This is a genomic window from Loktanella sp. M215, from assembly GCF_021735925.1.
Taxonomy (GTDB): domain Bacteria; phylum Pseudomonadota; class Alphaproteobacteria; order Rhodobacterales; family Rhodobacteraceae; genus Loktanella.
In genome coordinates this window covers 22,215-48,656 of sequence record NZ_WMEA01000008.1, presented here as the reverse complement: position 1 = coordinate 48,656, position 26,442 = coordinate 22,215, and the positions used below count along the sequence as shown (strand labels likewise).

Below are 26,442 nucleotides of genomic sequence, written 5' to 3'. Positions count from 1 at the left end.
CCGCCGCGTGCTGCGGCGGGGGGCGTCGCGTTACTGCGACCCGGCGACGGCAGCAGCCAGATCGTCGGTCATGCGGGTCATCGCATCCTCGACCGACAATTCGCCCACGATGGCCTGACTCAGACGCTCTACCGTGATGCCGAACATCGCCCGGTTGCCTGCGTAGCCCTGATAGGCAAAAGCGGTGGGCGAGACATTGGCAAGGTCGGCGGCAAAGGCGCTCAGCGCGTCCTGTGCTGCGGGCGTCACGCCCTCGAACGTCACACCGTCGGCGGCCACGCCATGATGCGCGGGCAGGTTGCGGGTCCGCGCGGCGGCCTCGGCATAGATGTCCTTCTGCGCGAGGTAGTCGATGATCTTCGCCACCAGCTCAGGGTTCTTGGTCTGCTCGAATCCCACGATCCCCGCGCCGCCCGGCATCCCGGTGCATGCCCCGGTCGGACCGCAGGGCGATCCGATCACCTTCCAATCGAAGAAATCGCCGACCTGTTCATCCAGCCGGCTGACCTGCCACGACCCGGAGTAGTAGAGCACGACCTCGCCGTTGATGAACTCCTGCGCCGCATCCGCATATGTGGCGCCGCCCTGACTGGCCCAGACGTCGCGCGCCATGGTGCCGTCCTCGTTCCAGGCCACGAACTGCGCGGCGAAGGGTTCGAACCCATCAAAGGTGCCCTTGCCCTCCGCATCGAGGAACTTGGCCCCGTAGGAAATCGCCGGACCCGCCACGCGGTGCCCGGACCGGTCGATCGCCATCGGGAAATCCGCGTCCGTCGCCTCGGCCACGGCGCGGGTCGCGGTGGCCCAGTCGTCCCACGTGGCCCCCGCACCCGGCATCTCGACTCCCGCCTGCTCGAACAGGGTCGCGTTCACGAAACCGCCGGTGATGGTCAGTTGCGAATGCAGCCCGTAATACCCCTGCCGGTCGCCGGCGCGATACCAGTCCAGCGTGTTGCCAAAGGATGCGTCCCAATAGGCCGTGTCGATATAGGGCGCGAGGTCGAGGTAATACTGATTCAGACCGCCCAGATCCGTGACCTTGGCCATGTCCGGCCCGTTGCCGGCCGCCAGCTGCACCGGCAGGTTTTCAAGGATCGCCTGATAGGGCACCACGTCCACGGTGATGTTGACGCCTTCGTTTTCGGCCTCGAACCGCGACAGCAGGTCGTCGTAGACCTCGCATTCGTTGCCGTCGGAATAGCACTGGAACCGGATGTCCTGTGCCATCGCCGCCCCGGCCGTCAAACCCAGACCGGCCGCAATCGCCGTCGTCCGCAAAATCGTCTTTTTCATCGTCAGGCTCCTCCCAGATGCCGTGTGCTGGCTGATTGTCTCGCCTCACCCTAGCGAAGGCATCCAACCGTTGTAAAATTCCGAATCCGGCGCGAGTGGCAGACGGACCGTCGTGCCACTCCGGATCGCGGTGTAGATCGCCGTCACCAGTTCAATGGACCGGCGCCCCGCCGCAAGGTTGACCTCGCGCCCCGGCGCGCCGTCCAATGCGTCCGCCACCGCCTCCAGATAGCCCGCAAACCCGCCGTGCCCCTCCGGCACCGCCTCCGTCACCGCGTCGATCTGACCTTGTGTCGTCGGCGCGCGGGCGATGAAGCGCCATGCGGACTGCGCGGGCGTATAGGGCGCCGTGCCGCTTTCGGCGGTGAAGCCCTCAAAGCAGAACCGCAGCCGCGTGGTGTCGTCGCCACCGCCCAGCGTCACCGAACTCGTCGCCAGCGCGCCGCTGTCCATCCGGAACGCGAGGGCGGCGCAATCCTCCGTCTCGATCGCGTTCACCCGGGTATCCGCCATGGCAGAGACTGCGGCCACAGGACCAAGAATATGGCAAAGAAGATCGTGGGCGTGGATCGCATGCCCCAGCAACGCGCCACCGGATTCGCCCGCCCATGTGCCCCGCCACGGAATGTCATAATAGGCGGTGCCACGGTTCCATTGCGTCTCGATGCTGGCCACGTAGGCCTTGCCCGCCAGCCCCGCCTGCTGCAGCGCCACCAGCTGCTGCATCGCGCGCCCGAAGCGGTACTGAAAGACCGGAAAGACCTGACGGTTCGCCGACAGGGCCGCGCGTTCCAACTCATCGGCCTCTGACAGCGCGCGCACGATGGGCTTTTCGCAGATCACATGCTTCCCCGCCCGCAGCACCCGCAGCGTGATCGGAAAGTGCAGGTGCGGCGGCAGGCAGACATCGACAAGGTCGATGTCGGGGTCGCGCAGCACCGCGTCCAGATCGCCGGTCACGGCGATGGCCGGATCCCCGCCAGTCGCTTTCGCGGCGCGGGCGGTATCCAGATCACAAAGGGTCGTGACGGCGAACCGGTCCGGCAGCGCGCGATAGCCGGCCAGATGCTCTGCCCCGATCCCGGCACCGATGATGGCGACGCCGATCATGCGTTGGCCGCCTCTGCCATGGCCTGCGCCTGCAGCGACAGCGCGCAGACCTTGAAGACATGCGCCTGCGTCATCGCGGTGTCCGACCGGTCGCGGATATCCGCGATCAGCCGCGCAAAGAACGGCAGGCCGGCACCCGAGGCGTCGATCTTCTCCGACCGCGTCCCGTTCACGAGGATCAGGTGATCCGTCCCCGGCTGGCCCACGTCCACATACTTGCGCAACTCGATATAGCCTTCGGTGCCAAGGATCGTCAGCCGCCCGTCGCCCCAGGTCGGCAGCGCGTCCGGCGTATACCAGTCCACCCGGATATAGCCGTGGCCCTGCGGGCTTTGCAGGGCAATCTCTCCGAAATCCTGCAGACCCGGATCGTCGGGGTTGGCGTAGTTGGCGACACGCGCCAGCGTGACCGTGGCGTCGGTCGAACCTGTAAAGAACAGGAACTGGTCGATCTGGTGGCTGGCGATGTCGGTCAGGATGCCGCCATAGGCGGCGCGGTCGAAAAACCAGTCGGGCCGCGATGGCCGGTTCAGCCGGTGCGGCCCGATACCAAGCGTCTGGATCACACGCCCCACAGCACCTTCGGCCACCAGCTCTGCCGCGCGGGTCACGGCGGGCACCTCGAACCGTTCGGAAAAATCGATGGACCAGATGCGCCCGGTCCGCGCGACGGTGTCCTGCAGCATCGCCAGCTGATCTTCGGTGGTGCAGCCGGGCTTGTCGCTCAGCACATCCTTGCCCGCCTCCATCGCGCGGGCAGCCCAACCGGCGCGGTCGCGCGGGATGCCGGACAGCAGGATCAGCTCGATGCCGGGATCGTCCAGCAGCGCCTGCGCGTCGGCTGCGCGCGGCACTTCAGGGAACCGCTCGACAAAACCCTCTTCGGTATTCGGATGCCCTTCGGTGTGCCAACCGGCAAAGACGGCGCCCGCGTCGATCATGTTGGCGGCCATGCCGTAGACATGGCGGTGGTCGATGCCGATGGCAGCGAAGCGCAGGGGGGTGGTCATTGGGCTATCTCCTCGGTCCGGCCGCTGCTGGCCGACCGGATGGTTGCGTCGATCAGATCATGGGCGGCCAAGGCGGCCTGCCCCGTGACGATGGGGTCGCGGCCTGCGGCAATCGCCGCCGCAAAATCGGTGATGATGTCCTGATGCCAGGCGTGGGTGAATGCCATCGGATCGGCCCCGCCACCGGTGCCGCCGGTCGCCCCTTCGGTGTCGACCCGCCCGTCGCGCCAGCGCGTGACCAGCTGCCCGGACGCGAGGTGCAGGCTTGCCCGGTCGAAATGCAGCGTGATGGACTCCGCACCACCCGGAAAACTCGCCGTGCTGGCGACCATCGACCCCACTGCGCCATTGGCAAATGTCAGACCGGCGGTGACGAAATCCTCGGACTCCATCTCGTGAAAGCGTGTCGTCGCGGCCATGGCGCGCACTGATGTGACAGGTCCCGCAAGGCTGAGCGCCAAGTCGATCGTGTGGATCGCCTGAGAGATCAGCACCCCGCCCCCGTCGCGGGCATAACTGCCGCGCCCCGGCTCGTCGTAATAGGCCTGATCCCGCCACCAGGGCACCGCAATCTCGACCAGCCCGAGCGCACCCAGATCGCCCGCTGCGATCCGTCTTGCGGCGGCGCGGGACGCCTCTCGCACCCGGTGCTGGAACACGACGCCCAGCGTGACGCCAGCCGCGCGGCAGATCGCGACAACCTCGCGCGCTTCCTCCGCCGTGCGGCCCATTGGTTTTTCCAGCAGGATATGCTTGCCCGCCTGTGCCAGCGGGCGGATGATCGCGGCGCGGGCATCCGGCGGGGTCAGCACGATGGCAAAGTCGATCTGCGTGTCCGCCGCCACCGCCGCCAGATCCGTCGTTGCGGCAACGGCATATCCGGTCAGCGCCGTCGTTTCCTCTGCCAGCCTCTGCGCGCGTGGCAAGCTGCGTCCGCAGATAGTTTTCAACCGCACCGACCCGGCATCCGCGATGGCTGCGACATGGGTCCTTGCGACCATCCCGGCCCCGATCAGGGCCGCTGTCGCGCTTGTCGTATCGGCCATGACGCGCGGATCCTCACCCAAAGCCCCCGCATGGTGCACTTCGGTATACCGGTCGTCAAGCGCGGCCGCGGCCCTCAGGCGGTGCGCTGCGATGTCTTCGCGTCCGCCTTCCGGTCCCATTGCAAAAGATCATACAGCACCGGCGTCAGAAACAAGGTCAGCACCGATGCGGCCAGGAAACCGCCGATGATGACGATCCCGATGGACACGCGGCTTGCGGCCCCTGCCCCGCTGGACAACACCAGCGGCACCGCACCCAGAACCGTCGACAGCACGGTCATCAGGATCGGGCGCAGGCGAACTGTCGCAGCCTCGATGGCGGCCTCGCGCACCGCATAGCCTTGGTCCCGCAACTGGTTCGCGAACTCGACGATCAGGATGCCGTTCTTGGCCATCAATCCGATCAGCATGACCATGCCGACCTGCGTATAGATGTTCACCGCCTCGCCCACCGCCAGCAGGGTCAGCAGCGCCCCCGCCACGGCCAGCGGCACCGACAACAGGATGATGACCGGCTGGATAAAGCTTTCGAACTGCGCCGCCAGCACGAGGAACACGACCATCAGCGCCAGACCGAAGGTCACCGCGATACCGCCCGACGTCTCTTGAAAGCTTTCGGCCTGCCCGGAATAGGCGATCTGCATCTGCGGCGGCAGGTCCTGCGCGATCCGCTCGATCGTCGCGATGGCGGACCCCAGATCGACGCCGTCGGCAAGGGACGCGGTAATCTCGACCGACGGCTGCCGGTCCAGCCGATTGAAGGCCGCGACCGACGCGCGACGTTCCAGCGTCACCAGCCCGTCCAGCGGCACCAGCGTGCCATTATCGGCCCGCACATTGATGCCGCGCAGATCGCTGGCGGCGTTGCGGCGGTCGTCCGGCGCCTGCAGGATGACCGGATACTGCCGGTCCTGAGAGATGAACGCCGTCACCTCGGCCGAGGCAAAGAAGGTGCGCACCGCGTCGGAAATCGCCTGCGCGTCGATCCCGATCTCGCGCGCCAGATCGCGGTTGACGTTGATGTCAAATCCGGGCGTGTTGACCTCGTAATCGCGGCGCACGCTGACGATGTCGCCATTGTCGCGCAACCGCTGGGCCAGTTGTTCCGAATAATCTGCGGCGGCGTCAAAGCTCGGCGCGGTCACGATAAGATCCAGCCCGGACCCGCCGCCGCCGCCCAGACCGGACGGCGCAAAGCTGCGCACGCTGGCCAGCGTGATCCGGTCAAAGGCGGGGCGCAGTTCCGACAGGATCTCGCGCGGGCCTTTGTCGCGCGCATCCCAGGGGGACATGGTTGCCACCAGAAAGGCGCGCCCGGTCTCGCCGTACTGGCCGACGATGGCGATCAGGTCGATGACCAGACCCGCCTCGCGGTAGGGTGCGATCAGGTCCTCGACCTGCGCCACCGCCGCGTCCGTCAGGCCAAGCGCCGACCCGGCGGGTGCCTGCACCGACACGAAAAAGGTCCCGCGATCCTCGTCAGGGGTCAGCTGCGACGGCAAGGTCTGATACAGCGTCCACGACATGCCGGTCAGCCCCGCCGCAAGGGCGAGGATGACCAGCGGCGCGCGGATCGCACGGGTCAGCAGACTGCGATAACCGCTGGACAGCCGGTCCGTCGCCGTCTTGACGATGCGGGCGAACCGCCTGTCGTTCATGCCCTTCTTCAGCACGAGGCTCGCCATGACCGGGCAGAGTGTCAGCGCCACGAAGGTCGACAGCGCCACGGCTATCGCCAGCGTGATCCCGAATTCCCGGAACAACTGGCCGATCTCGCCTTGCAGAAACGACAGCGGGACAAAGACCGCGATCAGCACGGCAGAGGTCGCCACCACCGCAAAGAAGACCTCGTTCGCCCCGGTGCGGGCGGCTTCTTTCGGGTCGTCGCCCGCCTCGATCCGGCGTTCAATGTTTTCAAGGACGACGATGGCGTCATCCACGACCAGCCCGATCGCAAGGATCAGCGCAAAAAGCGTCAGGATGTTGACTGAAAACCCCATGACGGCAATGCCCGCACAGGCCCCCAGCAGCGCGATGGGGATCGTGACGGCAGGGATGATCGTGGCACGCAGCGACGTCAGGAAGGCAAAGATCACCGCGACCACGATGCCCACGGAAATCGCCAGCGTCATCAGGACCTGCGTGATGGAATTGCGGATGAAATCCGCGTCGTCCGATGTCACCTGCAAGCGCGTGCCGCCCGGCAGGTCTTCGCGGATCGCGGCAACCTCGGCCTCGACCGCCGAAGAGATCGTCAGCGTGTTGGCCGCCGACTGCCGCAGCACACCCAGCCCGATGGCGGTTTCGCCGTTCGACCGGAACTGGCTGTCATCGCTTTCCGTCCCGATCTCGACCCGTGCCACGTCAGCCAGCGTGATCCGCCCGGTATCGCCGTTGGCCACGATCAGCCCTTCGAAGTCCGCCACGCTGGACAGCCGCGTCTGGGTCCGCAGCAGATAGGTGCGCGACGCACTTTCGATCTGGCCCGCCGGCAGTTCAAGGTTGTTGGCCCGCAATGCCTCCGCGATTTCGGTCGCGGTGATTCCGCGCGCCGCCATGCGGTCGGGGTCGAGCCAGACCCGCATGGCATAGGGCCGGTCACCATAGATCTGCACGGCGGCCACGCCCGCGAGCGTTTCCAGCCGGTCGGTGACGAACCGGTCGGCGTAATCGGTCAGCTCGGGCGCGGACAAGGTGTCGGACGCCATCGTCATCCAGACGATCGGATCGCCCTGACTGTCGTTCTTGGAGACTTCGGGTTCTTCGGCCTCCTCCGGCAGGTCGCCGGACACGGCCTGCACGGCAGCACGGACGTCCGACGCCGCCTGATCCACATCGCGGCCCTGACGAAAGGTGATGACCGTCCGCAGGCCGCCCAGTTCCGATTCCGTCGAAATGCGGTCGATCCCCGCAACGGTGGAAATCGCACCTTCGATCACGCTGGCCAACTCGCTGTCCACGACCGCCGGACCCGCCCCGGTATAGGCGACACTGACCGTGACCTGCGCTGTCGACGTATCGGGCAATTCGCGCACGGGCATGTTGATCAGCCCCGCGATGCCCACGATCACGATCAGGATCGACATCACGGTCGCAAGGACCGGGCGCCGCACGCACAGGTCAGGCAGCGTCATTCAAGACCCTCGCCGTTGAAATCCGCGTCGATCGCGACGCGCGCGCCGTCGGTCAGGTCGTCCCAGCCCGCCACCACGACGCGGTCCTCGGCCTCCAGCCCGTCGCGCACCTCTGTCAGCTCACCCAAAGCCGTGCCGAGGCTGACATCGGTGCGAACGGCGCTGCCGTCCTGCACGACATAGACATAAGTGGTCAGCCCCTCGCTGATGATCGCATCATCGGGAATGGCCAGCCCGTCATAGGTGTCGAACACCAGCCGCGCATTGGCAAACATGCCACCCACCAGCCGGTGACCGGGGTTGGCGATCTCTGCCCGGATGCTGAAGCTGCGCGTTCCCATCTCGATCTCGGGCGCGCGGACGGTGACCCGGCCCTGAAACGTCTCGTCCGGATAGGCCGGCGTCGTGATGATGACGGTCTGGTCCGTGGCGACCCGATCGAAATACCGCTCCGGCAGGGTGGCCGCGACCGCGACGCTGGACAGGTCCGACAGGCGTGTCACCGGGGTCGTGCCATCCAGAACGGCGCCCGGCTCCACGTCGATCAGGCCCAGCGTCCCGGCAAAGGGCGCGGTGATGGCGCGGTCCGCCAGATCCGACAGGGCCTGCCCCACGGCAGCCTCCGCCCGGCGAAAGGCGGCGCGGGCCTCTTCCAGCTGCGCCTCGGCGGCGGTGTTCCGGTCGGCCAGTTCCGCAACCCGCTCGAACTGCTGCCGGGTCTCGCTCCGGGTGGCTTCCGCCTCGGCCAGTGCAGCGCGGGCGGCGCGGTTGTCCAGCTGGATCAACAGATCGCCTGCCGCCACGTCCTGCCCCGACACCACCGGCACCGCAACGACGCGGCCCGGCACATTCGGCACAAGCGCCACCGCGCGGATCGGAATCAGCGTCCCCACGGTCGTTACCGCATCTTCGACGTCGCGAACCTGCGGACTGACGACGCCGACACGAATCGCCTGCGATCCCCCCGCCGTATCACCCGCACTTGCGTCCGCACCGGACAACAGCGCCCGCGTCCCCCACAGGCCTGCCGCGCCGCACAGCACGACGATGCACAGGCTGGCGATGATCTTCATGATGCCGGACACGCGGATCCCTTCGCTGGTGGTCATCGACATAGCGACACAGGCCGCAGGTCAACGCCTTGGCGTCATTCGGTCGCAGACCCAACATGTCAGACATCCCGCGCGGGACTCAGGTCTTGCGCGCGCGCAGCAGCAGGATCAGCGGCAGGATGCACAGCACCAGAAGCATGAGGACATGGAACAGCTCGATATAGGCCATCATCGCCGCCTGCCGCTGGACATCCTGATACAGCGTGGCAAGCGCCGCGTCCCGCCCGCCCAACTGGGTCGTTAGCGTATCGAGGCCATTGCGGAACACCGGGTTCAAGTCGTTCAGCCCCTCGGTCATCCGCGCCTGCTGCACCTGTTCCCGCCGCGCCAGCAGTGTCTGGCACAGGGATATTCCGAACGCCCCGCCCAGATTGCGAAAGAAGTTAAGCAAGGCAGACGCCTTGTCCGACTCCCCCGGCTTCAGCCCGACATAGGCGGCAGAGGTGATCGGGATAAAGATGAACGGCAGCCCGAGCGAGATGAAGAACCGTCCCCAGGCCGCATCGCCGAATGTGCTTTGCAGACTGAACCCGCTGAACCACCAGAACGACACCGCCTGCGTGGCGAAGGCGGGCAGCAGCAGCAGCCGCAGATCGACCTTGCCCGACAGCGCGCCCGCGAACGGCATCAGCAAAAGCGAGATGAACCCGCCGTAGGTCAGCGCCAGCCCCGCGTCATAGGCGGTATAGCCGAACACCTGTTGCAGCATCTGCGGAATGATCTGGATCGTGCCAAAGACCAGCAGCCCGGTGATCATGATCAACACCGTGCAGATCGCAAAGTTGCGGTTCGCCAGCAACCCGATCGGCACGATGGGGTCGGGGTGGTTCAGCTCCCACGCGACCATGCCGCCAAGACCCACGACGGCCATCGTGGCCATGGTCAGGATCAGGTTGCTGGCGAACCAGCCCTCCGCCTCGCCCCGGTCCAGCATGACCAGCAATCCCGCCAGACCGACCGCCACGAGGATGAATCCGATGTAATCGACCTTCAGCCCGCCCGCCCGCAACTTTTCGGTCTCATCGACCAGCGCCGCGGGTTCGTTGACCACGGCACCGACGGTGAACAGGGTAAAGATGCCCACCGGCACGTTGATCAGAAAGATCCAGTGCCAAGAGATGACATTGGTGATCCAGCCGCCGATGGTCGGCCCGATGATCGGCGCCACGACCACGACGATGCCGAAGACCGCAAACGCCTGCCCCCGCTTTTCGGGCGGAAAGCTGTCGGCCAGCATGGATTGTTCCACCGGGGCCAGCCCGCCGCCGCCAATGCCCTGCAGGACGCGCGCCAGGATCAGCATCCCCAGCGACGTGGACACGGCACACAACAGCGACGCCGCCGTGAACAGCGCGATCGAGATCATGAAATAGCGCTTGCGCCCGATGGCCTTGGACAGAAACCCGCTGACCGGAATGATGATCGCATTGGCGACCAGATAGCTGGTGACGATCCACGTCCCCTGACTGGTCGACACCCCCAGCCCGCCAGAGATGTTGGCCAGCGCCACGTTCGCGATGGATGTGTCGAGGATTTCCATGAACGTCGCGGCAGAGATGACGACGGTCATCAGCCACGGCCCACCGACCCCGGCGGCAGAGCGAGGCAGGTCCGGCGCACCGGCGCTGGCTTGCCCGCCTGCCCCGGCTGTCGCAGCCCCCGCCACGGTCAGTGGTCCAGATGGATGCTGGGCAGTACCGACATGCCCGGCCCGACGGGATAGGACCCAAGCGTGGGACTGTCGATGGAAATCCGCACCGGCACCCGCTGCACGACCTTGACGAAATTGCCGGTGGCGTTCTGCGGCGGCAGCAATTGGAACGCCTGCCCTGCCCCGTTCTGGATCGACACGACGGTTCCGGTGAAATCCACGTCGGGAAAGGCGTCGATGGTGATGTCGACTGTCTGCCCCGGACGGATCTGGGCGATCTGCGTTTCCTTGAAGTTCGCGGTCACATAAAGGTCGTTCGGCACGATCGCCATCAGCTGCGTGCCCGCCGCGACGTAGGACCCCAGATTCACGTTGTTCTGCACGACCTGCCCGTCGATGGGCGCCGTGATCGTCATGTGGTCCACATTCACCTGCGTTGCCGCGACATTCGCCTCGGCCGCCGCGATATTGGCGCGGGCGGACGCGGCCGACGCCTCTGCCGCCGTGACACGGCTTTCGGCGGTCTTGACCTGTGTCGCAGCCACATCCGCGGCGGCTTCGGCTTGGTCGGCGGCGGCCAGCGTATCGTCGTAGGTCTGCGCGGAAATCGCCGTCTGCCCGGATTGATCGACCAATGCGGCGTAACGATCGGCCTTGGTGCGCGCGTTGCGGGCCGTGACCGCGGCGCCCGCGGCATTGCTCTTCGCTCCCGCCAGTGCTGCCTGCGCCTCGGTGATACCGGCCTGCGCCTCGCCCATCCCGGTTTTCGCCTGCGCCAGTTGCGCCTGCCGCAGGGCCAGTTCCGCCTGCGTCGCGGAATCGTCGATCTGCGCCAGCACGTCGCCCGCCTTGACCCGCTGGTTCGACGTGACCGGCACGGCGATCAGCGTCCCCGAGTCCTGCGCCGACACGCGCACGACGTCACCGCCGATAAAGGCATCGTCGGTCGTCGCGAACTGCCGCGCGTGCAGGTAATAAAGGACGCCGCCCACGACGGCCACGATCACGACGACGGCCACGATGATCAGCGTGATGGTCTTGCGCCGGGACGATCCCTTTTTCGCTTTGGACGGGGCATCTGCGCCCTCGGACGAACGGTTTGACGTGTCGGACATCTGCGAACCTCGCGCGAATTCTGCGCCCATGGACGCAGCCTGCCGCGCTGTCAGCCCCGAAGCCTGTCACAGATTAGCTTGGGTCGCAGGCGCATCAAGGTCGGTCCGGTCTAAAGCACGGCATCGGGATCAAGGCCCCGTTTCTCGGCACTGGCGCGCACCGCCGCTTGCAGGGCGCTGCTCGCCGCCAGCAGGCGGCGAAAGCGGATCTCGTCCAGCACCAGAAGGGTCGACGGCGCGATGGCGCGCACCTCGGCCCGGCGCGGCCTGCGGGTCAGCAGCGCCAACTGGCCAAACATCTCGCCGCGCCCCAGCCGCAGGGGCTGGCCCGCCGCCTCGATCTCGACCGCACCAGAGGCGATGAAGAAGACGCGGGTCGCGATGCTGTCGCGCGGCACGATCACCTGCCCCGCATTCACATATTCGGTCTGCAACGCGCGCCCCAGCCGCGCCAGAGCCGCGTCGTCGAGGTCCGTAAAGACCGGGAATTGCCGCACAAGATCCGTGCGCTGCAACGCGATGTCCAGCTTCGGGCGATCCTCCGCCGTGGCCCGGCGCGCGCCCACGTCCTGCACCAGCGCGGTATAGACCTCGGACCCGATCAACCCGTCCTCGCGCATCGCATTGTATTCACGTTCTTCCAACCGCAGCGCCGTGCGGCGGATGAACCGGCGCTCCAGCTCCTCGGCATAGCCCGGATATTGCAGGCGCAGCCCCTCCAGCGCCGTCTCCGCCGCCTCGATCCGCCGCGACAGAAGTTCGTGCAGCAGATCCCCGACCCGCCGCCCGTGGATGCGCCGGATGCGCCCGTCGATGAAGGCGCCCAGATCGCGCAGGATCAGCCGCTGCGACAGCAGCAGTTCGAACCGGTCCGCCGTCATCCGCGCCAGCGGCCCCGTGATCCCCAGCCGCCGCTGCAACGCCACCCCGGCCTGAAACGCACGCCCGTAAGCCACGTTGCGCCGCGCCGCCCGCTGATACCCGCTACGCCCGCCGGACCGCGCGCCTTCGATCAACTGGTCCGCGTCCAGCAGCACCCGTTCCGCCATCCGGGCCGAGATCGTGCGTTCCCGCACCCGCGCCAGAATGGTGTCGCGCTCGTGACCCGCCAGCGCGATCAGCCCCAGCGTGATCCGGTCGCGGTCCAGGATATCGGCATTCGCCTCGGCCGAATCGACGGCCGCATCCAGACGCTCGCCAAAGCGCTTCGCCTCGGATCGGACGATCTCGCGCGACAGGTCGTAATTCTCGGTCGTGCGGGCGACGTCTTCACGCACCGTCTGCAAGGCGACGGCGACGACCTGCCGCGACAGGGCGTCGTCGATGGGCGACAGCTTGTCGAGGCCCAGCCAGCCGATCACCATCCGCAGGGTGGACCCCTGCACGATCAGGGTGAACACCGTGAACCCGGTGGCAAGGATGCCGACGATGCGCTTCACCTCGACCGGCACCCGCACGCTTTCGGTCACCGCCAGCGCCAGCGCAAGCGTCACCGCCCCGCGCAGTCCGCCCCACAGGATCGCGGCCCGGTACGGGCGTTCCACCACCGGCGACAGGCGCAACAGCGTCAGCAAGGGCAGCAGCCCGAACAGGATCACCGCCCGTGCGGCGACGGCGGCAAGGATCACGACGCCGATCAGCAGGATGTCGTTCAGACGCACCGCCTCCAGCAGACGCGGGATCAGCAGGGCGGCGAGGATAAAGATCAGCGCCCCGGCCCAATGCGCCAGCAGGTCCCAGACTTCTTGCAGGGACGTCCAGGCCTGCGGCGGCAACCGTCCCGGCCCGGTCAGGTTCAGCGTCAGCCCGGCGGTCACGACCGCGATCACGCCCGACGCCCCGACGCTTTGTTCCGCGATGATATAGGACAGATAGGGCAACGCCACCGACACGGTGATCTGCGCCCGCTCGTGCCGGGCGAACATCGCCATGATCCAGACCGCCAGCCGTGCCACGATCCATCCCGCCAGCGCGCCGCCCAAGATCAGCATCGGGAACCGGCCGATCGCGTCCGAAAACGAAGGGTCCGGCGTGCCCAGCATCACAAATCCCATGAAAAGGCCAAACAGCGCGATGGCCGCGGCGTCGTTCAGCAGGCTTTCGCCCTCGATGATCCGCGCCAGCCTGCGCGGGGCCGAGATCGAGCGAAAGATCGACACGACCGCCGACGGGTCCGTCGTGGACACAATCGCGCCGATCAGCAGGCAGACGGCCAGCGGCAACGGGCTGGCCCATGACAGGGCATAGCCCACGCTGACCGTCGCCACGACGACAGCGACCACCGCCAGCGTCAGGATCGGCACCCAGTCGTCCAGCATCCGCCGCAGGTTCATCCCCAGCGTCGCCTGAAACAGCAGCGTCGGCAGAAAGACATACAGGAACACGTTCGACCGGATCGGCAGACCCAGAATCGCCTCGGCCACCGGGTTCAGCGCATCGGTCAGCGTCGTGCGCAGGAAAAACGTGGCCCCCGCCGCAATGGTGACGCCCAGCACGGCAAGGATCACGCTGTAAGGCAGCCGCAGGCGCGCCGCGAGCGGCTCTGCCAGACCGATGACCAGAAACAGCGAGGCGATGATCGTGGTGACGAGGATGATGTCCATGTCCGTCAGATATCGCCCAACGCCCGCCGGGGGAATGGCGGCGCATGCGATTTCGGCGCAACCGCCCCGCAGCCAATCTGCCTCGGCGGCGATCTGCCTGATCCCGGCATGGCGCGCATGGGGCGGTCCTTCGGCCATTGCGAAACCATGTGGCGTGACATCTGCGACGCGGGGTCAGCCCGCGGCAAGCTCCGGTGTGGCACTGTCCGGCGGGGTCACGCCAAAGACGTTGATCGTCAGCGAAATCAGCGTGTAATAGCCCAGCAGCCCGACCAGATCGACCAGCCTGTCCTGCCCCAGCAGGTCCATCGCGCGGGCGTAAAGCGCATCGTCCAGCCGTCGGTTCAGGTGTGCTGCGCGTGCGACGTCATACACGACACGCTCTTCCTCCGTCTCGAAATCAGGTGTCTGGTTCAGCCGAATCGCTTCGATCGTGGCGGCAGGCAGGCCGGCGGCCAGGGCATGGTCCTTGTGGGCGAACCATTCATACTCGGATCCGAAGACGCGCCCGGTCACCAGAATCGCCAGTTCAGACAGGCGCGGCCCCAGCGACGTGCCATAGCGGCAATAGGCCCCCAGCGCCTGCGCCGTGTCCGCCAGCCCCGGCCGGTGCAGCCAGATGGCCAACGGTCCGGCAACCACGCCGCGTGGCCCACTGGCAATCTCTGCGGCGATCCGCTGCTGATCGGCATCATAGGTCGCGGGGTCTGGCGGCGCCAGACGGGGGGTGGGCCAAGTCATCGGGTGTCCTTTCAGCGACATCGGGGGGCGGACCGCAGCCGGTCCGTTGCCGCCGATCCTTGCGCGAAATCGCAGCCGGCCACCAGACTGCAGGCGCCTCGGGATCATCCGCCACGCCAACTGGCACGCGCACCAAAAGGTCGTAAACCTGAGTTTATGGTCCTAGATGGCAGGTTGATCGGGTCTGCCATGCACCTTGGGGTCAATGGCCAATCGGCCGCCAAGGCCTCTTTCTGCAGTCAGGGTCCGGCACGCCGCTGGACCATTCAGAGAGGAATACGACATGTCCATCCGCACCACACTCGCCTGTGCCACGTTCCTGACGACAATCGCCATCGCGGGCCACGCCCAGTCCATCAGCGAGCAGGTCGTCGACCAGTTGACCGAGCAGGGCTACTCGCGCATCGAGGTCAAGACCCGCGACAATCAGGTCAAGGTCGAAGCGATCCGGGGCGACCGCCAGCTGGAAGTCACCTACGACGCCACGACCGGCGACGTCCTGAAGCAGGAAGTCAATGACGTCGAGGATCACGACGGCATGATGAACGGCATGCCAGGTGACGACGACCAAGCAAACGAAGACTCCGACGACGACAACCGTGGCCGCGGACGGGGCCGTGGCGGTGACGACGCGGAAGATGACGACCACGGGTCGGACGGCATGAACGACGACGATGGGTCAGATGACGACGGCGACGACGGCGACGACCACGACTCCGGCGATCGCGGCGGCCATGGTGGCGACAATGCATCCGGCGGCAACGATGACAACGGCGGCAAGTCCGATGGCGGACGGCACGGCGGCGAGGACCGGAATGACGACAGCGACGACGATTGATCTCGGTATTCCGGACCTAATCGTGTTAATGAACATGGCCAGCGGGCCCCTGCACCGATGCAGGGGCCTCCACAGTGAAAGAGTGCCACCGTGCAGAAATATTTGATCTTGATCTGCCTCGGCCTGATGCCGTCCGTCGCCGGGGCCGAGACTGTGCAGGACTCGATCCTGTCGCAGTTGCGCGACCAGGGCTTCACCCGGATCGAGGTCAGCCGCACCCTTCTGGGCCGGACACGGCTCGAGGCGACCAGCGACCGGCTGGAGCGGGAAATGGTCTTCAACCCGCAGACAGGCGAGATCCTGCGCGATTACTGGCAGGAGCGGGACGACAAGGGCCGCGCCACGCCGCACATCATGGACCCGCAGGCGGGTCGCAACGACGATCGCTCTGCCGCGGGCCGCGGGTCCGATGACAAGGGTGGTCGTGGCGGATCGGGGTCCCGCGGTGGCGACGATGACGGTGACCGGGCCGGACACGACGACAATGGCGGCTCTGACGACGGGCGTGACGGCGGGAACAGTGGGTCCGGCGGTGGAGACGATGGCGGCGGCAAGGGACGTGGCCGTGGCGGCGACAGCGGGTCCGATGACGACGGGCAGGACGACTGATGTCGTCGCGTCGGCGCCTTGACCGCCGGGGCGCCGGCCTGCTGGCCATCCTTCTGGTGCAGATTCTCTGCGCGATCTTCTTTCTGGCCAACATCCTCTCATCGGTTCTGGGGCTGGTCCCGATCAGCTGGCAGATCAGCGAATACATCGAACTCGGCGCCGCCCTTGGCCTCCTCCTCGGCGTGGTTCTGGGCGTCATCGTGCTGCAACGCACCCTGCGCCGCTCGGCCGAGATCGAGGATCAGCTGCGCCGCGCCTCCGGTGCCTTCATGCAGATGCTGGAGGACCGCTTCGACAGCTGGCGCCTGACCCCGGCAGAGCGTGACGTGGCCCTTTTCGCGATCAAGGGGTTGTCTGGGGCCGATATCGCCCGCCTGCGCGGCGTCAGCGAAGGCACGATCAAGGCGCAAAGCAACGCCATCTACCGCAAGGCTGGCGTCAGCGGCCGTGGCCAGTTGCTCAGCCTGTTCCTCGACGACCTGATGGTCCTGCCGGAACCCGACAAGGACTGGTCGAAAGACGACGCACAGGACAAGGCCTCCGCCTGACCATCACACCCCGTGGCGCGGCACGCGCGCCACGGGGGAAGCCCGATCAATCCAGCAGATCTTCGATCCGGATCGGAAAGCGGCGCACCCGCTTGCCCGTCGCGTGCCAGATCGCATTGGCGATGGCCCCGACCGTGCCGGTGACGCCGATCTCGCCGACCCCCTTGATGCCAAGGGCGTTCACGTAAGGATCGTCCTCGTGGATCGTCATCACCTCCAGCCCGCGCACGTCGGCGTTCACCGGCACATGATAGCCCGCCAGATCGGCGTTCATGATCCGCCCGGTGCGAGGATCGTGCTTCGCCTCTTCGTGCAGGGCAAAGGAGATGCCCCAGATCATCCCGCCCATCAGCTGGCTTTCGGTCAGCTGCGGGTTGATGATCCGGCCCGCGGCAAAGGCCCCGACCAACCGCGTCACGCGGATTTGGGCTAGGTCCGGATCGACCTTAACCTCGGCAAAGACGGCGCCATGCGCGTTCATCGCATGCGCCTCCGCATCGGCGGCGGGCCGCGACGCCGCGCCTTCGCCAGTCAGGTCAGCCCCACCGGCCCGCGACAGGATCGCCGCGAAATCCTCACTGCGGCTGTCGTCGCCCTCGACATACAGCCGCCCGTCACGCGCGACGAAGGCGGCGTTTCCAGTGCCGTGCAAGGGCGACGCCGGATCGGCGGCCGCCATCTCTCCCAGCTTGCGGATCACGTCGCGGCCCGCGGCGTGCAGCGCGCCGCCCGCCGTCGCCGTATGCCCAGACCCACCGGCAATGCCCGCATTCGGCAGCGACGAATGCCCGGCCCGGAACTCCAGCCGGTCCATTGGCAGGCCCAGACTGTCCGCCGCGATCTGCGCCAGCGACGTCCACGCCCCCTGCCCCATATCCACGGCAGAGGTTTCCACCAGTGCGGACCCGTCCGCGCGCAAGGTTGCCACAGCCTCCGCCTCGAACATCGGGCAGCCGAACAGCGCCGTGCCCATGCCCCAGCCAGTCAGCAGGCCGTTCGCATCGGTCATCTGCCGTGGCGCCATCGGCCGGTCCGCCCAGCCGAACCGCTTGGCGCCCTCCGCATAACACTCGCGCAGCGCCTTCGACGAATAGGGCTTGCCGGTCCCCGGCTCGACCTCTGCATAGTTCCGCAACCGGAAGTCCAGCGGATCGAGGCCCGCCAGCAGCGCCATCTCGTCCATCGCACATTCCAGCGCCGCCGACCCGGACGCCTCTCCCGGGGCCCGCATCGGACCCGGCGTGCCGATATCCAGCTTCACCGACCGGTGCGCCGACCGCAGCGCACCCGCCGCATAAAGCCCCTGCGTCGCATTCGCCGCAGGCTCGATGAAATCGTCAAAGCTGGAAGTTCCCGCCGTGCCCTCGTGATCCAGCACGGTCAGCGCTGCACCATCGTCGATCCCCAGCCGCAGCCGCTGGCTGGTGGCACCACGGTGGCCGACGGGTCCGAACATCTGCGCCCGCGTCAGCATCAGCTTGACCGGGCGACCGGCCGTCCGTGCGGCAAGGATCGCCAAGACCTGCGGCCCCGTGGGAAACGCCTTCGACCCGAATCCGCCACCGATATAGGGACAGTTGATCGTCACATTCTCTGCCGGAATGCCAAAGAAATGGGCGTAACCCGCGCAGGACATCGCCAGCGCCTGACTGGGCAGATCAAGGTGCAGCCGGTCGCCGTCCCAGACCGCCACGACCGCATGCGTTTCCATCGCGTTGTGATACTGCGACGGCGTGTCATAGGTCACGTCGATGGACTGCGCCGCCGCCGCATGACCGCCCGCGATATCGCCGTATTCGGTCCCGGCAGGCCGGCCAAAGGCACCGGGTTCCACCGCCTCACCCCCCTGCCCCGCCAGCGCGGTCAGTGACGCCTCGGCATCATAGACCGGCGCCAGCACGCGCGCACCTTCGATCGCCGCCTCCAGCGTCTCGCCCAGCACCAGCGCAATCGGCTGCCCTGCGTAGCGCACCCGATCGTTCTGCAACACGTCCACGATGAACGAAAATCGCGTCGGTTTCTCCTCCGGATCGCCCTGCAACGCCGGGCGGTTCTGCGGCGTCATCACATAAGTCACACCGGCGACCGCTTCGGCGGCGGCGACATCCAGATGCGTCACCCGCCCCTTCGCGATCGCCGCCGGCACGTAGACTGCGTAAAGCAGCCCGTCGGGCGTATTGTCGGCAGCAAAGGTCGCGGCCCCCGTCACCTTGGCCACACCGTCACGCCGCGTCAGCGGCTGACCGGCGTTGGACCCATAGCGTTGCGTCGTCGTCATGGTCTCAGACATGGGCGTGATCTCCATCTTGGTCCGCAAAGGGCGAGGCAGGCAGCGCGGGCACCCGCGCAGGCGTCCCTGCAGCCGCCAGTTCCAGCGCACGGATCGCCGTGCGCCGCGCAAGCGTGATTTTCCAGGCGTTGTCATGCGATGGCGCCGCCCCCTCCAGCGCGCGCTCCGCCGCCTGATCAAAGGGTGCCGCATCCGGCGCATGGCCGACCAGCAGCGCCTCGGCCTCGGTCACGCGCCACGGTTTTGCCGCAACCGCCCCCAGCGACAGGCGGGCCTCTGCGATCACGCCGCCCTCGATCCGCAAGGCGGCTGCGGCAGAGGTCGTGGCAAAAGCATAGGACGTCCGGTCCCGCACCTTGAGGTAGCGAGAGTGACCGGCAAATCCCTTGGCTTCCGCAGGCAGACGCAAGGCCACGATGATCTCACCGGGCCGCAGCGCCGTCTCACGCTCGGGCGCATCACCGGGCAACAGGTGAAAGTCACGCAGCGCGATTTCGCGCGCGCCGTCACGCCCCTGCACCTCAATCACCGCATCCAGTGCGGCCAGCGGCACGCAGAAATCCGACGGATGCGTCGTGATGCACCCGTCGCTGAACCCCAGCACGGCGGTATGGCTGTCCACCCCGCCCCGCGCATCGCATCCCGTCCCCGGCGCCCGCCGGTTGCAGGCGGCGGTGGTGTCCTGAAAATAGGCGCAGCGGGTGCGCTGCATCAGGTTGCCCGCCACCGTCGCCGCATTGCGCAACTGACCCGAGGCACCGGACAGCAGCGCCTCTGCCACCATCGGAAAATCGCGGGCAAAGTCAGCGTCATGCGCCAGATCGGCATTGCTGACCAACGCACCGATCCGCACCGACCCGTCATCCAGCGCCGTGATCCCGCGCAGATCGGCCAGACGGTTGATGTCGATCACCGTGTCGGGCTGCATCACACCGCCCTTCATCAGGTCCAGCAGGTTGGTCCCGCCGCCCAGCCACGCCGCCCCCGGATGCCACGCCTTCAGCGCCTCGGCCACAGTGGCGGGCTGGATGAAATCGAACCGCTTCATGCCACGTCTCCCTGTTCCGCGGCGGCCATGCGGCGCGTCGCCTCCTGCACCGCCTTGGTGATGCCGTGATAGGCCGCGCAGCGGCAGATATTACCACTCATGCCCTCGCGGATACGCTCGGGATCGTCACCGGCGCGGCCTTCCGCGATCAGGCCGACCGCACTCATGATCTGGCCCGGCGTGCAGTAGCCGCACTGGAACCCGTCGTTGTCCAGAAACGCCGCCTGCACCGGGTGCAGCCTGTCGCCATCCGCCAACCCCTCGATCGTCGTGACCTCGGCCCCGTCCAGCGTCGCCGCCAACGTCAGGCAGGCGTTCATCCGCTTGCCGTTCAGCAACACCGTGCAGGCGCCACACTGGCCGCGGTCGCAGCCTTTCTTGGTCCCCGGCAAACCCATGCGTTCGCGCAGAAGGTCCAGAAGTGTCACGCGCGGGTCGTCCAGCGCGATGTCCCGTGCGACACCGTTCACGGTCAGGTTGATAGAAAGTGACATGCGTCCTTCCCTTCTGTGCTATTTTGCGGGGAGCCGGGCGCGCGCGCCCCGCCGGATGGCGGTCCATGCCGCAACGACAGGCGTTGCGCAGATCCGTTGGAACGATTTATACGGAGGCTCCCTCCGCTTTGCAAGTGAAAGGTGATGCCCTTTGGAAACGTCCAGACGCAAACCGCGTTCCGATGCCCTGCGTAATCGTGAACTGCTGATCGCGGCGGCCAAGGACGTGCTGGGCAAAGGCGGTCCAGAGGCAAGCCTGGAGGCCGTCGCCCGCCAAGCCGGCGTGGGCATCGGCACCCTCTACCGCAACTTCCCCGACCGCGAGGCGCTGTTCCTCGCCGTCTTCCTGCGCGAGCTCGAGGACCTCGTCACCACCGCAGACGGCCTCGATCAGACGGATGACCCGCTGGGCGCCCTGCGTGGCTGGCTGCACGCCAACGTGGCCATCGTCGAGACCAAGCGCGGCATGCTGGGCGCGCTCTCGCTCGTGATGTCGGACGATCTGAAACGCCCTTTCGCCCCGCTCGCCGCGCAGATCAACGCCGCCGTGGCGCGGCTTCTGGCGGCGGCAGTGGCGCGGGGTCAGATCAGGGATGACGTGACCGCGGATGACGTTCTGCAGACGATGTATGCCCTGTGCTACGCCCGCGCGCCCGGTCCTGAATGGCGGACGCAGGTGCTGCGCCTGCTTGATATCTTCGTCGACGGCCTGCGGCGCTGATACCCTTGAAGGCCCGCGTTCCGGCCTGATCCGCCCCACCCCGGCAAGGGCCGTCCGGCACCTTTTCGGGAACCAGACCCCATCCATTTGACTTTGATCACAGACACGTGTGGCGAAAATACCCACACGACCGCCCCGCGGCACCCCCGTCGCGGCGCAGGGATCAGCAAGGCCGGACCGTGTGGCACCCCGCCGGACGCGGACGCAGGAAGGGACAAGGATGAACGATCACATGGACAAGATGAAGCAACAGCGGCTTCTGATCTTCCCCAAGGTGCACATCAGGGTCTTCTCCGTCTCGGCCATCCTGATCCTCGGGTTCATCGTCCTCGGCGCCGCCTTCAGCGAAACGGCGGGCGCCGTGTTTTCCGGGCTGCAGGACTGGCTGGCCAATACCTTTGGCTGGGCAATGATCATTCTGGTCAACGTCCTGCTGGCCGCCGTGATCTACCTCGCCTTCGGCCGCTACGGCGATATCCGGCTGGGCCGCATGGACGAGGCGCCGGAATACAGCCTCTTTTCCTGGACGGCGATGCTGTTCTCGGCCGGGATCGGGATCGGCCTGATCTACTGGGGCGCGGCAGAGCCGATCTATCACTACTTCGCCCCCCCGGTTGGCGAGGCCGAGACCGTCGCATCCGCCAAGCAGGCCATGACGATTTCCTTCCTGCACTGGGGGTTTCACGCCTGGGCCGTCTATGCGGTCGTGGCGCTGAGCCTCGCGTATTTCCACTACCGCAAGGGCCTGCCGCTGACGATCCGGTCCGCCCTTTACCCGCTGCTGGGCGACCGCATTTTTGGCTTCTGGGGCGACGTGGTCGATATCCTCGCCGTCTTCGGCACGATGTTCGGCATCGTGACCTCGCTGGGCCTTGGCGCGATGCAGATCAATTCAGGCCTGACAGAGGTCTTCGGCCTGCCGCAAAACACCTTCGTCCAGATCGCCGTCATCGCGGTCATAACAGCCATGGCGACGCTGTCGGTCATCGCGGGCCTCGACGGCGGGATCAAGCGGCTTTCGAGCATCAATATCGCCCTGTCGATCCTGTTTCTGGCCTTCATGGTGATCGTCGGCCCGACGCTCTTTATCTTCGACACCTTCGTGCAAAGCTACGGCGCCTATGTCCGCGACCTGATCTCTTGGGGAACATGGACCGAGGCCTGGACCGACGGCGGCAAATGGCAGAACGACTGGACGATCTTCTACTGGGCGTGGTGGGTCAGCTGGGCGCCCTTCGTCGGGGTCTTCGTCGCCCGCATCAGCCGCGGCCGCACGATCCGCGAATTCATCGTGGGCGTCATGCTGATTCCTGCGTCGATCATGTTCTTCTGGTTCTGCGCCTTCGGCGGCACGGCGCTGTCGATCTCGCTTGGGGGCGATCCGACGCTGGTCGAGGCGACGCAGAACGCCTACGGCGATGCGATGTTCGCCCTGCTGGACTACTTCCCCTTCGCCAGCCTGACGTCGGGCTTTGCGATCATCCTGATCGTGATGTGGTTCGTGACCTCGTCCGACTCCGGGTCCTTCGTCATCGACATGCTGACTGCGGGCGGCGATCCGAATCCGCCGCGGGTGCAGCGCATCTTCTGGGCGATCAGCGAAGGTGCCGTGGCCTCTGTCCTGCTGCTGGCGGGCGGGTTGTCGGCGCTGCAGGCGGCGGCGGTCGTGGCGGGCTTTCCCTTTGCCATCGTCGTGGCGCTGATCCTGATCGGCCTGTTCAAGGCGCTGCGGTGGGACCCGCTGATCGTCTACCGGCACAACCGGAAATACCGCAACGATGCAGAGGCCGACCACGCCATGCCGCCCGAACTGCCCGGAGAGCTGTATGGCGCGGACCCTGCCAGCCCGACAAACGCTGCGGCCCAGCCGGCAGAGTAATGCAGGAGGTGCCTTCTCCATCGCGCCGCGGAGAAGGAAGGGACTGCAAGCCGCGTCGTAAGCTACAAGATTTGATGACAAAACCTTATCCGCGGATAAGGTCGGGAGCGGCGATTTCAAACCGATTGGCACTATCGCGCTGTTTTAAATATATTTTCGCAAAAACCGCGCGCGACACTGTCGCCCGCGCCAGACCAAAACCTTATCCGCGGATAAGGTTTTGGTTCACAGCGCTCAATCCAACCCGTCGATCAGCGCGGCAATCGCCCGTTCCAGCCGCGCCCGGTCCATCGTCGAAAAGTCGCGGTCGATCTTGATCTCCAGCCGCCCCACCGCGGCGGTGCATTTCACACGCCCCCGCGCCGTGCGCAGATCGAAGGTCGTCTTGGTCTTGCCCCGGTCGGCAAGCCCGGCGCGCACGGGCTTCGATGGCGCGGGCGTCACGGGGCCGTCGTCCATGTAGCGGTCGACGCCGACGTGACGGCGCAGCACCTCCAGCTCGTCGTGGATCGACCGCATGTCCCAGTCGCGCAGGTCATCGCGGATGCGTCCGACCAGTTCAGGCCGGTCCTCCAGCTCTCGTGCAAGATCGACGCCCAGCTTGCGCGGGATCTCGGTCGGGTACATCAGGCAGTCGCCGATCAGGTCCAGCATCCGGGCAAAGGCCCGGATATAGCTGCGCTTGGAATAGGGTGCGGACTGGAACAGGGCCTTGACCGCGCCCTGCAGGTCGTTCACCGGCGTCGCCGGGTCGGCGGCGTAATTCTGTGCGGCATTGGCCATCTCGGCAAAGGACAGGTCCTTGCGCACGACGTTCTCGTCCACCATCCGGCGATAAAGGCCCGCCACATCTTCCCCGCGGGGAAGGACCAGTGCCGGCACCCTGCCCCATGTCTCCGGGTCCTCCTCGGCCAGAACGCGGTAGGCGGACAGGCGGCGAAAGCCCTGGATCAATTCGTAACCGGTCCCGTCGGCGCGCGCCTCGACCCGGATCGGGTTCGACAGGCCAACCTCGCGGATCGAGGTCACCAGATCATCAAGCTCCGGATCGTCGCTGCCCAGCCGTTCGCGGGTCAGCAGATAGGTGTGAACCTGATCAAGGGGGATCGCCTCCACCACCTGCCCCGCCGCCTTCATCGCGACGAAGGCATGGGCCAGCTCATCGTTCTCGGCCCGGATCGCGGCGGCGGCGGCATTGCGCGCCTGTAACGCCGACGCGTTTTCAGAGATGGCACTGGCCATCGGGCCGCGCCGCGCGCCCTGCCCGGCATCGGGTTCCGATGCGGCGGGTGCGGCCTGTGGCGTGTCGTCAGGCATTTCGACATCGAAGATGCGTTTCTTGCGGGTCATGGTCGGTCCCCTTATCGGTCTGGCAAAACCTTATCCGCGGATAAGGTTTTGCGGGGTTGGGTCAGTCCTGCGCGCCCATGGCGGTCCAGTGCGGCAGCATGGTGTCGTGAAATTCGTCGTAAGCCTGATCAAAGCTGGCGCGCGCCCGGCGCCAAGTTTCCCGGGTCATGTCGCGGTAGTCCATCTCGTAGATCGAGGCGAGGAACCGGCCCGACTGTTCGACGGCACGCGTCATCTCGACGGGGTGCTGGGCCAGCTTGTCACCGAAAACCTTGCCGAATGCATCCTGCATCGCGCGGTGCAGATCGTTGCCGGGCTCGAACCGGGTCAGTAGGAACCGGATGTCGACGAAGGCCTTGGGCAGGGTCATGCCATCCTCTGGCAGCGCGCCCTGAAAACCATCCGCCAGATCGCCAAGCGCCTCGGCCAGCTGACCGATGAAGGACGTCGTGCTGTCGTATTCCCAGTAGCCGGGGCCAGAGGGGATATAGAGCATATCCGCGGCGAAGACTGCGTTCATCGACTGGTAGCCGATGGCGGGCGGACAGTCGAAGAAGATCAGGTCCCACTGGTCGTCCGGCAACTGGTCGAGGTAGCGGGACACGGCGGCAAAGAACGACCACTCCGGGTTCAAATGCCGGTACTGGGCGGAGGCGAACTCCACGAAGGCCGCGTTGGCGCAGCTGGGGATGATGTCGATCGTGGGCCAGGCGGTCGGCTGGATGAAGTCCGCGATGCGCAGATTCTGCAGGCCGAGGTCGGTGATGCTGGACGGGATCGTGCGGCGGGGCAGGGCGGTGCCTGACGCGGCAGCGGCGGGGGCATTGTTCGCGGCCTCCGTCTCTCGCACCAGATCGCGGGCCATGATGCCCCAGACCGTCTGCTCCTCGCTCACGTCCGTGAGACCCATGGAGTGGGACAGCGTCGCCTGCGGGTCGAAGTCGACGCAGAGCACGCGGTAGCCTTCGAGGGCGGCGGCATGGGCGAAGTGAAGGGCGACCGTCGACTTGCCGGCGCCGCCCTTGAAGTTGGCGATGGCCGTCCGGAACGCCCGCCCCTTGGGGCGGGGCGGCATCAGGGACTTCCCCTTGACCTTCAGCTTCCGGCGCAGGGTGTTGACCTCTTCCAGCGTGAACCACCGCTGACGACCGTCGGGTTCGACCAGTCCGGCGGGCAGGCTGGGGTCGGCCGCCATGCGCCCGCGAAAGGTGGACTGGTTCATGTGCAGGATCAGCTCCGACACCTCCCAGCTGGAAAACCGGCGCAGCGTCTTGGTGTTCTCGGGAGAGAAGGTCTGCTGCCGGATCCAGCCCTGCATCTTGAGCGATCGCGTCTGGATCTCGCGCAGGTCGTGATGAGTGAACATGATGCCTCGGACGTTGTTTCTGTGCTTTCGACGATTTACGCGCAAAATGCATGTTTTGTCGAGAGATGGTTGCGTGCTACAAAACCTTATCTGCGGATAAGGTCTGATCTGCGACCCGGCCGCGCAACGGTCGACGCCAAAGGCCTTGCAGCGATTCGATCTGCTGACGATTCGGAACGCCAGAACGCCCCGATTTGGGGGGACATGAAATTCCCGCCACTACCCATTGAGGGGACATCGCGGCGCTTTGGCGGGACATGCTGGGCGACCCCCTATACCAACACCATACCTTTTCTTGTCTTTTGAAAGGGGAAGGGCGGCAGGCGGCGATGACGAATCCTTGACAGGCGATGGCAATCCAACGCTAATCAGCGACAGGGTGGCAAAAGCGTTGCCAAGACGGTTCCATGACGCAGGTCGCAAGGATGATCACCCACCAGAGGTTGAACGGATGACGGACCCCGCAGCGCGGAGGACCGTGGGG

20 protein-coding genes are annotated in these 26,442 nt (G+C 66.4%); 5 read left to right on the top strand and 15 right to left on the bottom strand.

Annotated features, from left to right (window positions below; translation table 11 throughout):
• Nucleotides 1-30: 30 nt before the first annotated feature.
• The 10 genes from GLR48_RS24740 to GLR48_RS24695 form a co-directional block, all read right to left on the bottom strand.
• Nucleotides 31-1,293, bottom strand: coding sequence for an ABC transporter substrate-binding protein (locus tag GLR48_RS24740; RefSeq protein ID WP_237066813.1), 1,263 nt, complete (start codon nucleotides 1,291-1,293; stop codon nucleotides 31-33).
• Nucleotides 1,294-1,338: 45 nt separating this feature from the next.
• Nucleotides 1,339-2,403 (bottom strand): Gfo/Idh/MocA family protein, encoded by a 1,065-nt coding sequence (locus GLR48_RS24735; protein WP_237066810.1) that lies wholly within the window; start codon nucleotides 2,401-2,403, stop codon nucleotides 1,339-1,341.
• The gene (locus GLR48_RS24730) at nucleotides 2,400-3,413 is read right to left on the bottom strand and encodes a Gfo/Idh/MocA family protein (protein ID WP_237066808.1); all 1,014 of its coding nucleotides are present in this window, start codon (nucleotides 3,411-3,413) and stop codon (nucleotides 2,400-2,402) included. The genes GLR48_RS24735 and GLR48_RS24730 overlap by 4 nt, the downstream gene beginning before the upstream one ends.
• Nucleotides 3,410-4,459 (bottom strand): Gfo/Idh/MocA family protein, encoded by a 1,050-nt coding sequence (locus GLR48_RS24725; RefSeq protein WP_237066806.1) that lies wholly within the window; start codon nucleotides 4,457-4,459, stop codon nucleotides 3,410-3,412. Before GLR48_RS24725 ends, GLR48_RS24730 begins: the two co-directional genes overlap by 4 nt.
• 74 nt (nucleotides 4,460-4,533) lie before the next feature.
• Nucleotides 4,534-7,593 (bottom strand): efflux RND transporter permease subunit, encoded by a 3,060-nt coding sequence (locus tag GLR48_RS24720; RefSeq protein WP_237066804.1) that lies wholly within the window; start codon nucleotides 7,591-7,593, stop codon nucleotides 4,534-4,536.
• On the bottom strand, nucleotides 7,590-8,708 hold the full coding sequence (locus GLR48_RS24715; protein WP_237066802.1) for an efflux RND transporter periplasmic adaptor subunit: 1,119 nt from the start codon (nucleotides 8,706-8,708) through the stop codon (nucleotides 7,590-7,592). Before GLR48_RS24715 ends, GLR48_RS24720 begins: the two co-directional genes overlap by 4 nt.
• A gap of 76 nt (nucleotides 8,709-8,784) precedes the next feature.
• A complete protein-coding gene (locus tag GLR48_RS24710; protein ID WP_237066800.1) occupies nucleotides 8,785-10,371 on the bottom strand; it encodes a DHA2 family efflux MFS transporter permease subunit in 1,587 nt (528 codons plus the stop codon).
• A 2-nt stretch (nucleotides 10,372-10,373) separates the two neighbouring features.
• Nucleotides 10,374-11,471, bottom strand: a complete 1,098-nt coding sequence (locus GLR48_RS24705) for an HlyD family secretion protein (protein ID WP_237066798.1) — start codon at nucleotides 11,469-11,471, stop codon at nucleotides 10,374-10,376.
• 110 nt (nucleotides 11,472-11,581) lie between these two features.
• The gene (locus GLR48_RS24700) at nucleotides 11,582-14,074 is read right to left on the bottom strand and encodes a cation:proton antiporter (protein ID WP_237066971.1); all 2,493 of its coding nucleotides are present in this window, start codon (nucleotides 14,072-14,074) and stop codon (nucleotides 11,582-11,584) included.
• A 174-nt stretch (nucleotides 14,075-14,248) separates the two neighbouring features.
• Nucleotides 14,249-14,815, bottom strand: coding sequence for a carboxymuconolactone decarboxylase family protein (locus GLR48_RS24695; RefSeq protein WP_237066796.1), 567 nt, complete (start codon nucleotides 14,813-14,815; stop codon nucleotides 14,249-14,251).
• A 283-nt stretch (nucleotides 14,816-15,098) separates the two neighbouring features.
• Here GLR48_RS24695 and GLR48_RS24690 point away from each other — a divergent pair, with 283 nt between their 5' ends.
• From GLR48_RS24690 to GLR48_RS24680, 3 genes are all read left to right on the top strand, one after another.
• Nucleotides 15,099-15,653, top strand: coding sequence for a PepSY domain-containing protein (locus GLR48_RS24690; protein ID WP_237066795.1), 555 nt, complete (start codon nucleotides 15,099-15,101; stop codon nucleotides 15,651-15,653).
• 90 nt (nucleotides 15,654-15,743) lie between these two features.
• Entirely contained in the window at nucleotides 15,744-16,262 is a 519-nt protein-coding gene (locus GLR48_RS24685) for a hypothetical protein (protein ID WP_237066792.1), read from the top strand.
• Nucleotides 16,262-16,810 (top strand): helix-turn-helix transcriptional regulator, encoded by a 549-nt coding sequence (locus tag GLR48_RS24680; RefSeq protein WP_237066790.1) that lies wholly within the window; start codon nucleotides 16,262-16,264, stop codon nucleotides 16,808-16,810. Before GLR48_RS24685 ends, GLR48_RS24680 begins: the two co-directional genes overlap by 1 nt.
• A 46-nt stretch (nucleotides 16,811-16,856) precedes the next feature.
• Here GLR48_RS24680 and GLR48_RS24675 read toward each other — a convergent pair whose 3' ends face one another.
• Genes GLR48_RS24675 through GLR48_RS24665 form a run of 3 tightly spaced genes read right to left on the bottom strand, consistent with a single transcriptional unit; the run spans nucleotide 16,857 to nucleotide 20,642 of the window.
• The gene (locus tag GLR48_RS24675; protein WP_237066788.1) at nucleotides 16,857-19,100 is read right to left on the bottom strand and encodes a xanthine dehydrogenase family protein molybdopterin-binding subunit; all 2,244 of its coding nucleotides are present in this window, start codon (nucleotides 19,098-19,100) and stop codon (nucleotides 16,857-16,859) included.
• Entirely contained in the window at nucleotides 19,093-20,148 is a 1,056-nt protein-coding gene (locus GLR48_RS24670; RefSeq protein WP_237066786.1) for an FAD binding domain-containing protein, read from the bottom strand. The genes GLR48_RS24675 and GLR48_RS24670 overlap by 8 nt, the downstream gene beginning before the upstream one ends.
• Entirely contained in the window at nucleotides 20,145-20,642 is a 498-nt protein-coding gene (locus GLR48_RS24665) for a (2Fe-2S)-binding protein (RefSeq protein ID WP_237066784.1), read from the bottom strand. Before GLR48_RS24665 ends, GLR48_RS24670 begins: the two co-directional genes overlap by 4 nt.
• Before the next feature lie 151 nt (nucleotides 20,643-20,793).
• Here GLR48_RS24665 and GLR48_RS24660 point away from each other — a divergent pair, with 151 nt between their 5' ends.
• Nucleotides 20,794-21,363, top strand: coding sequence for a TetR/AcrR family transcriptional regulator (locus GLR48_RS24660; protein ID WP_237066782.1), 570 nt, complete (start codon nucleotides 20,794-20,796; stop codon nucleotides 21,361-21,363).
• Between the two features lie 220 nt (nucleotides 21,364-21,583).
• The gene (locus GLR48_RS24655) at nucleotides 21,584-23,242 is read left to right on the top strand and encodes a BCCT family transporter (RefSeq protein WP_237066780.1); all 1,659 of its coding nucleotides are present in this window, start codon (nucleotides 21,584-21,586) and stop codon (nucleotides 23,240-23,242) included.
• Between the two features lie 234 nt (nucleotides 23,243-23,476).
• Here the strand turns inward: GLR48_RS24655 and GLR48_RS24650 are convergent, their stop codons facing one another.
• Both GLR48_RS24650 and GLR48_RS24645 read right to left on the bottom strand, forming a co-directional pair.
• Nucleotides 23,477-24,592 (bottom strand): ParB/RepB/Spo0J family partition protein, encoded by a 1,116-nt coding sequence (locus GLR48_RS24650; RefSeq protein ID WP_237066778.1) that lies wholly within the window; start codon nucleotides 24,590-24,592, stop codon nucleotides 23,477-23,479.
• A gap of 61 nt (nucleotides 24,593-24,653) precedes the next feature.
• A complete protein-coding gene (locus tag GLR48_RS24645; protein ID WP_237066775.1) occupies nucleotides 24,654-25,958 on the bottom strand; it encodes an AAA family ATPase in 1,305 nt (434 codons plus the stop codon).
• Between the last annotated feature and the right edge of the window lie 484 nt (nucleotides 25,959-26,442).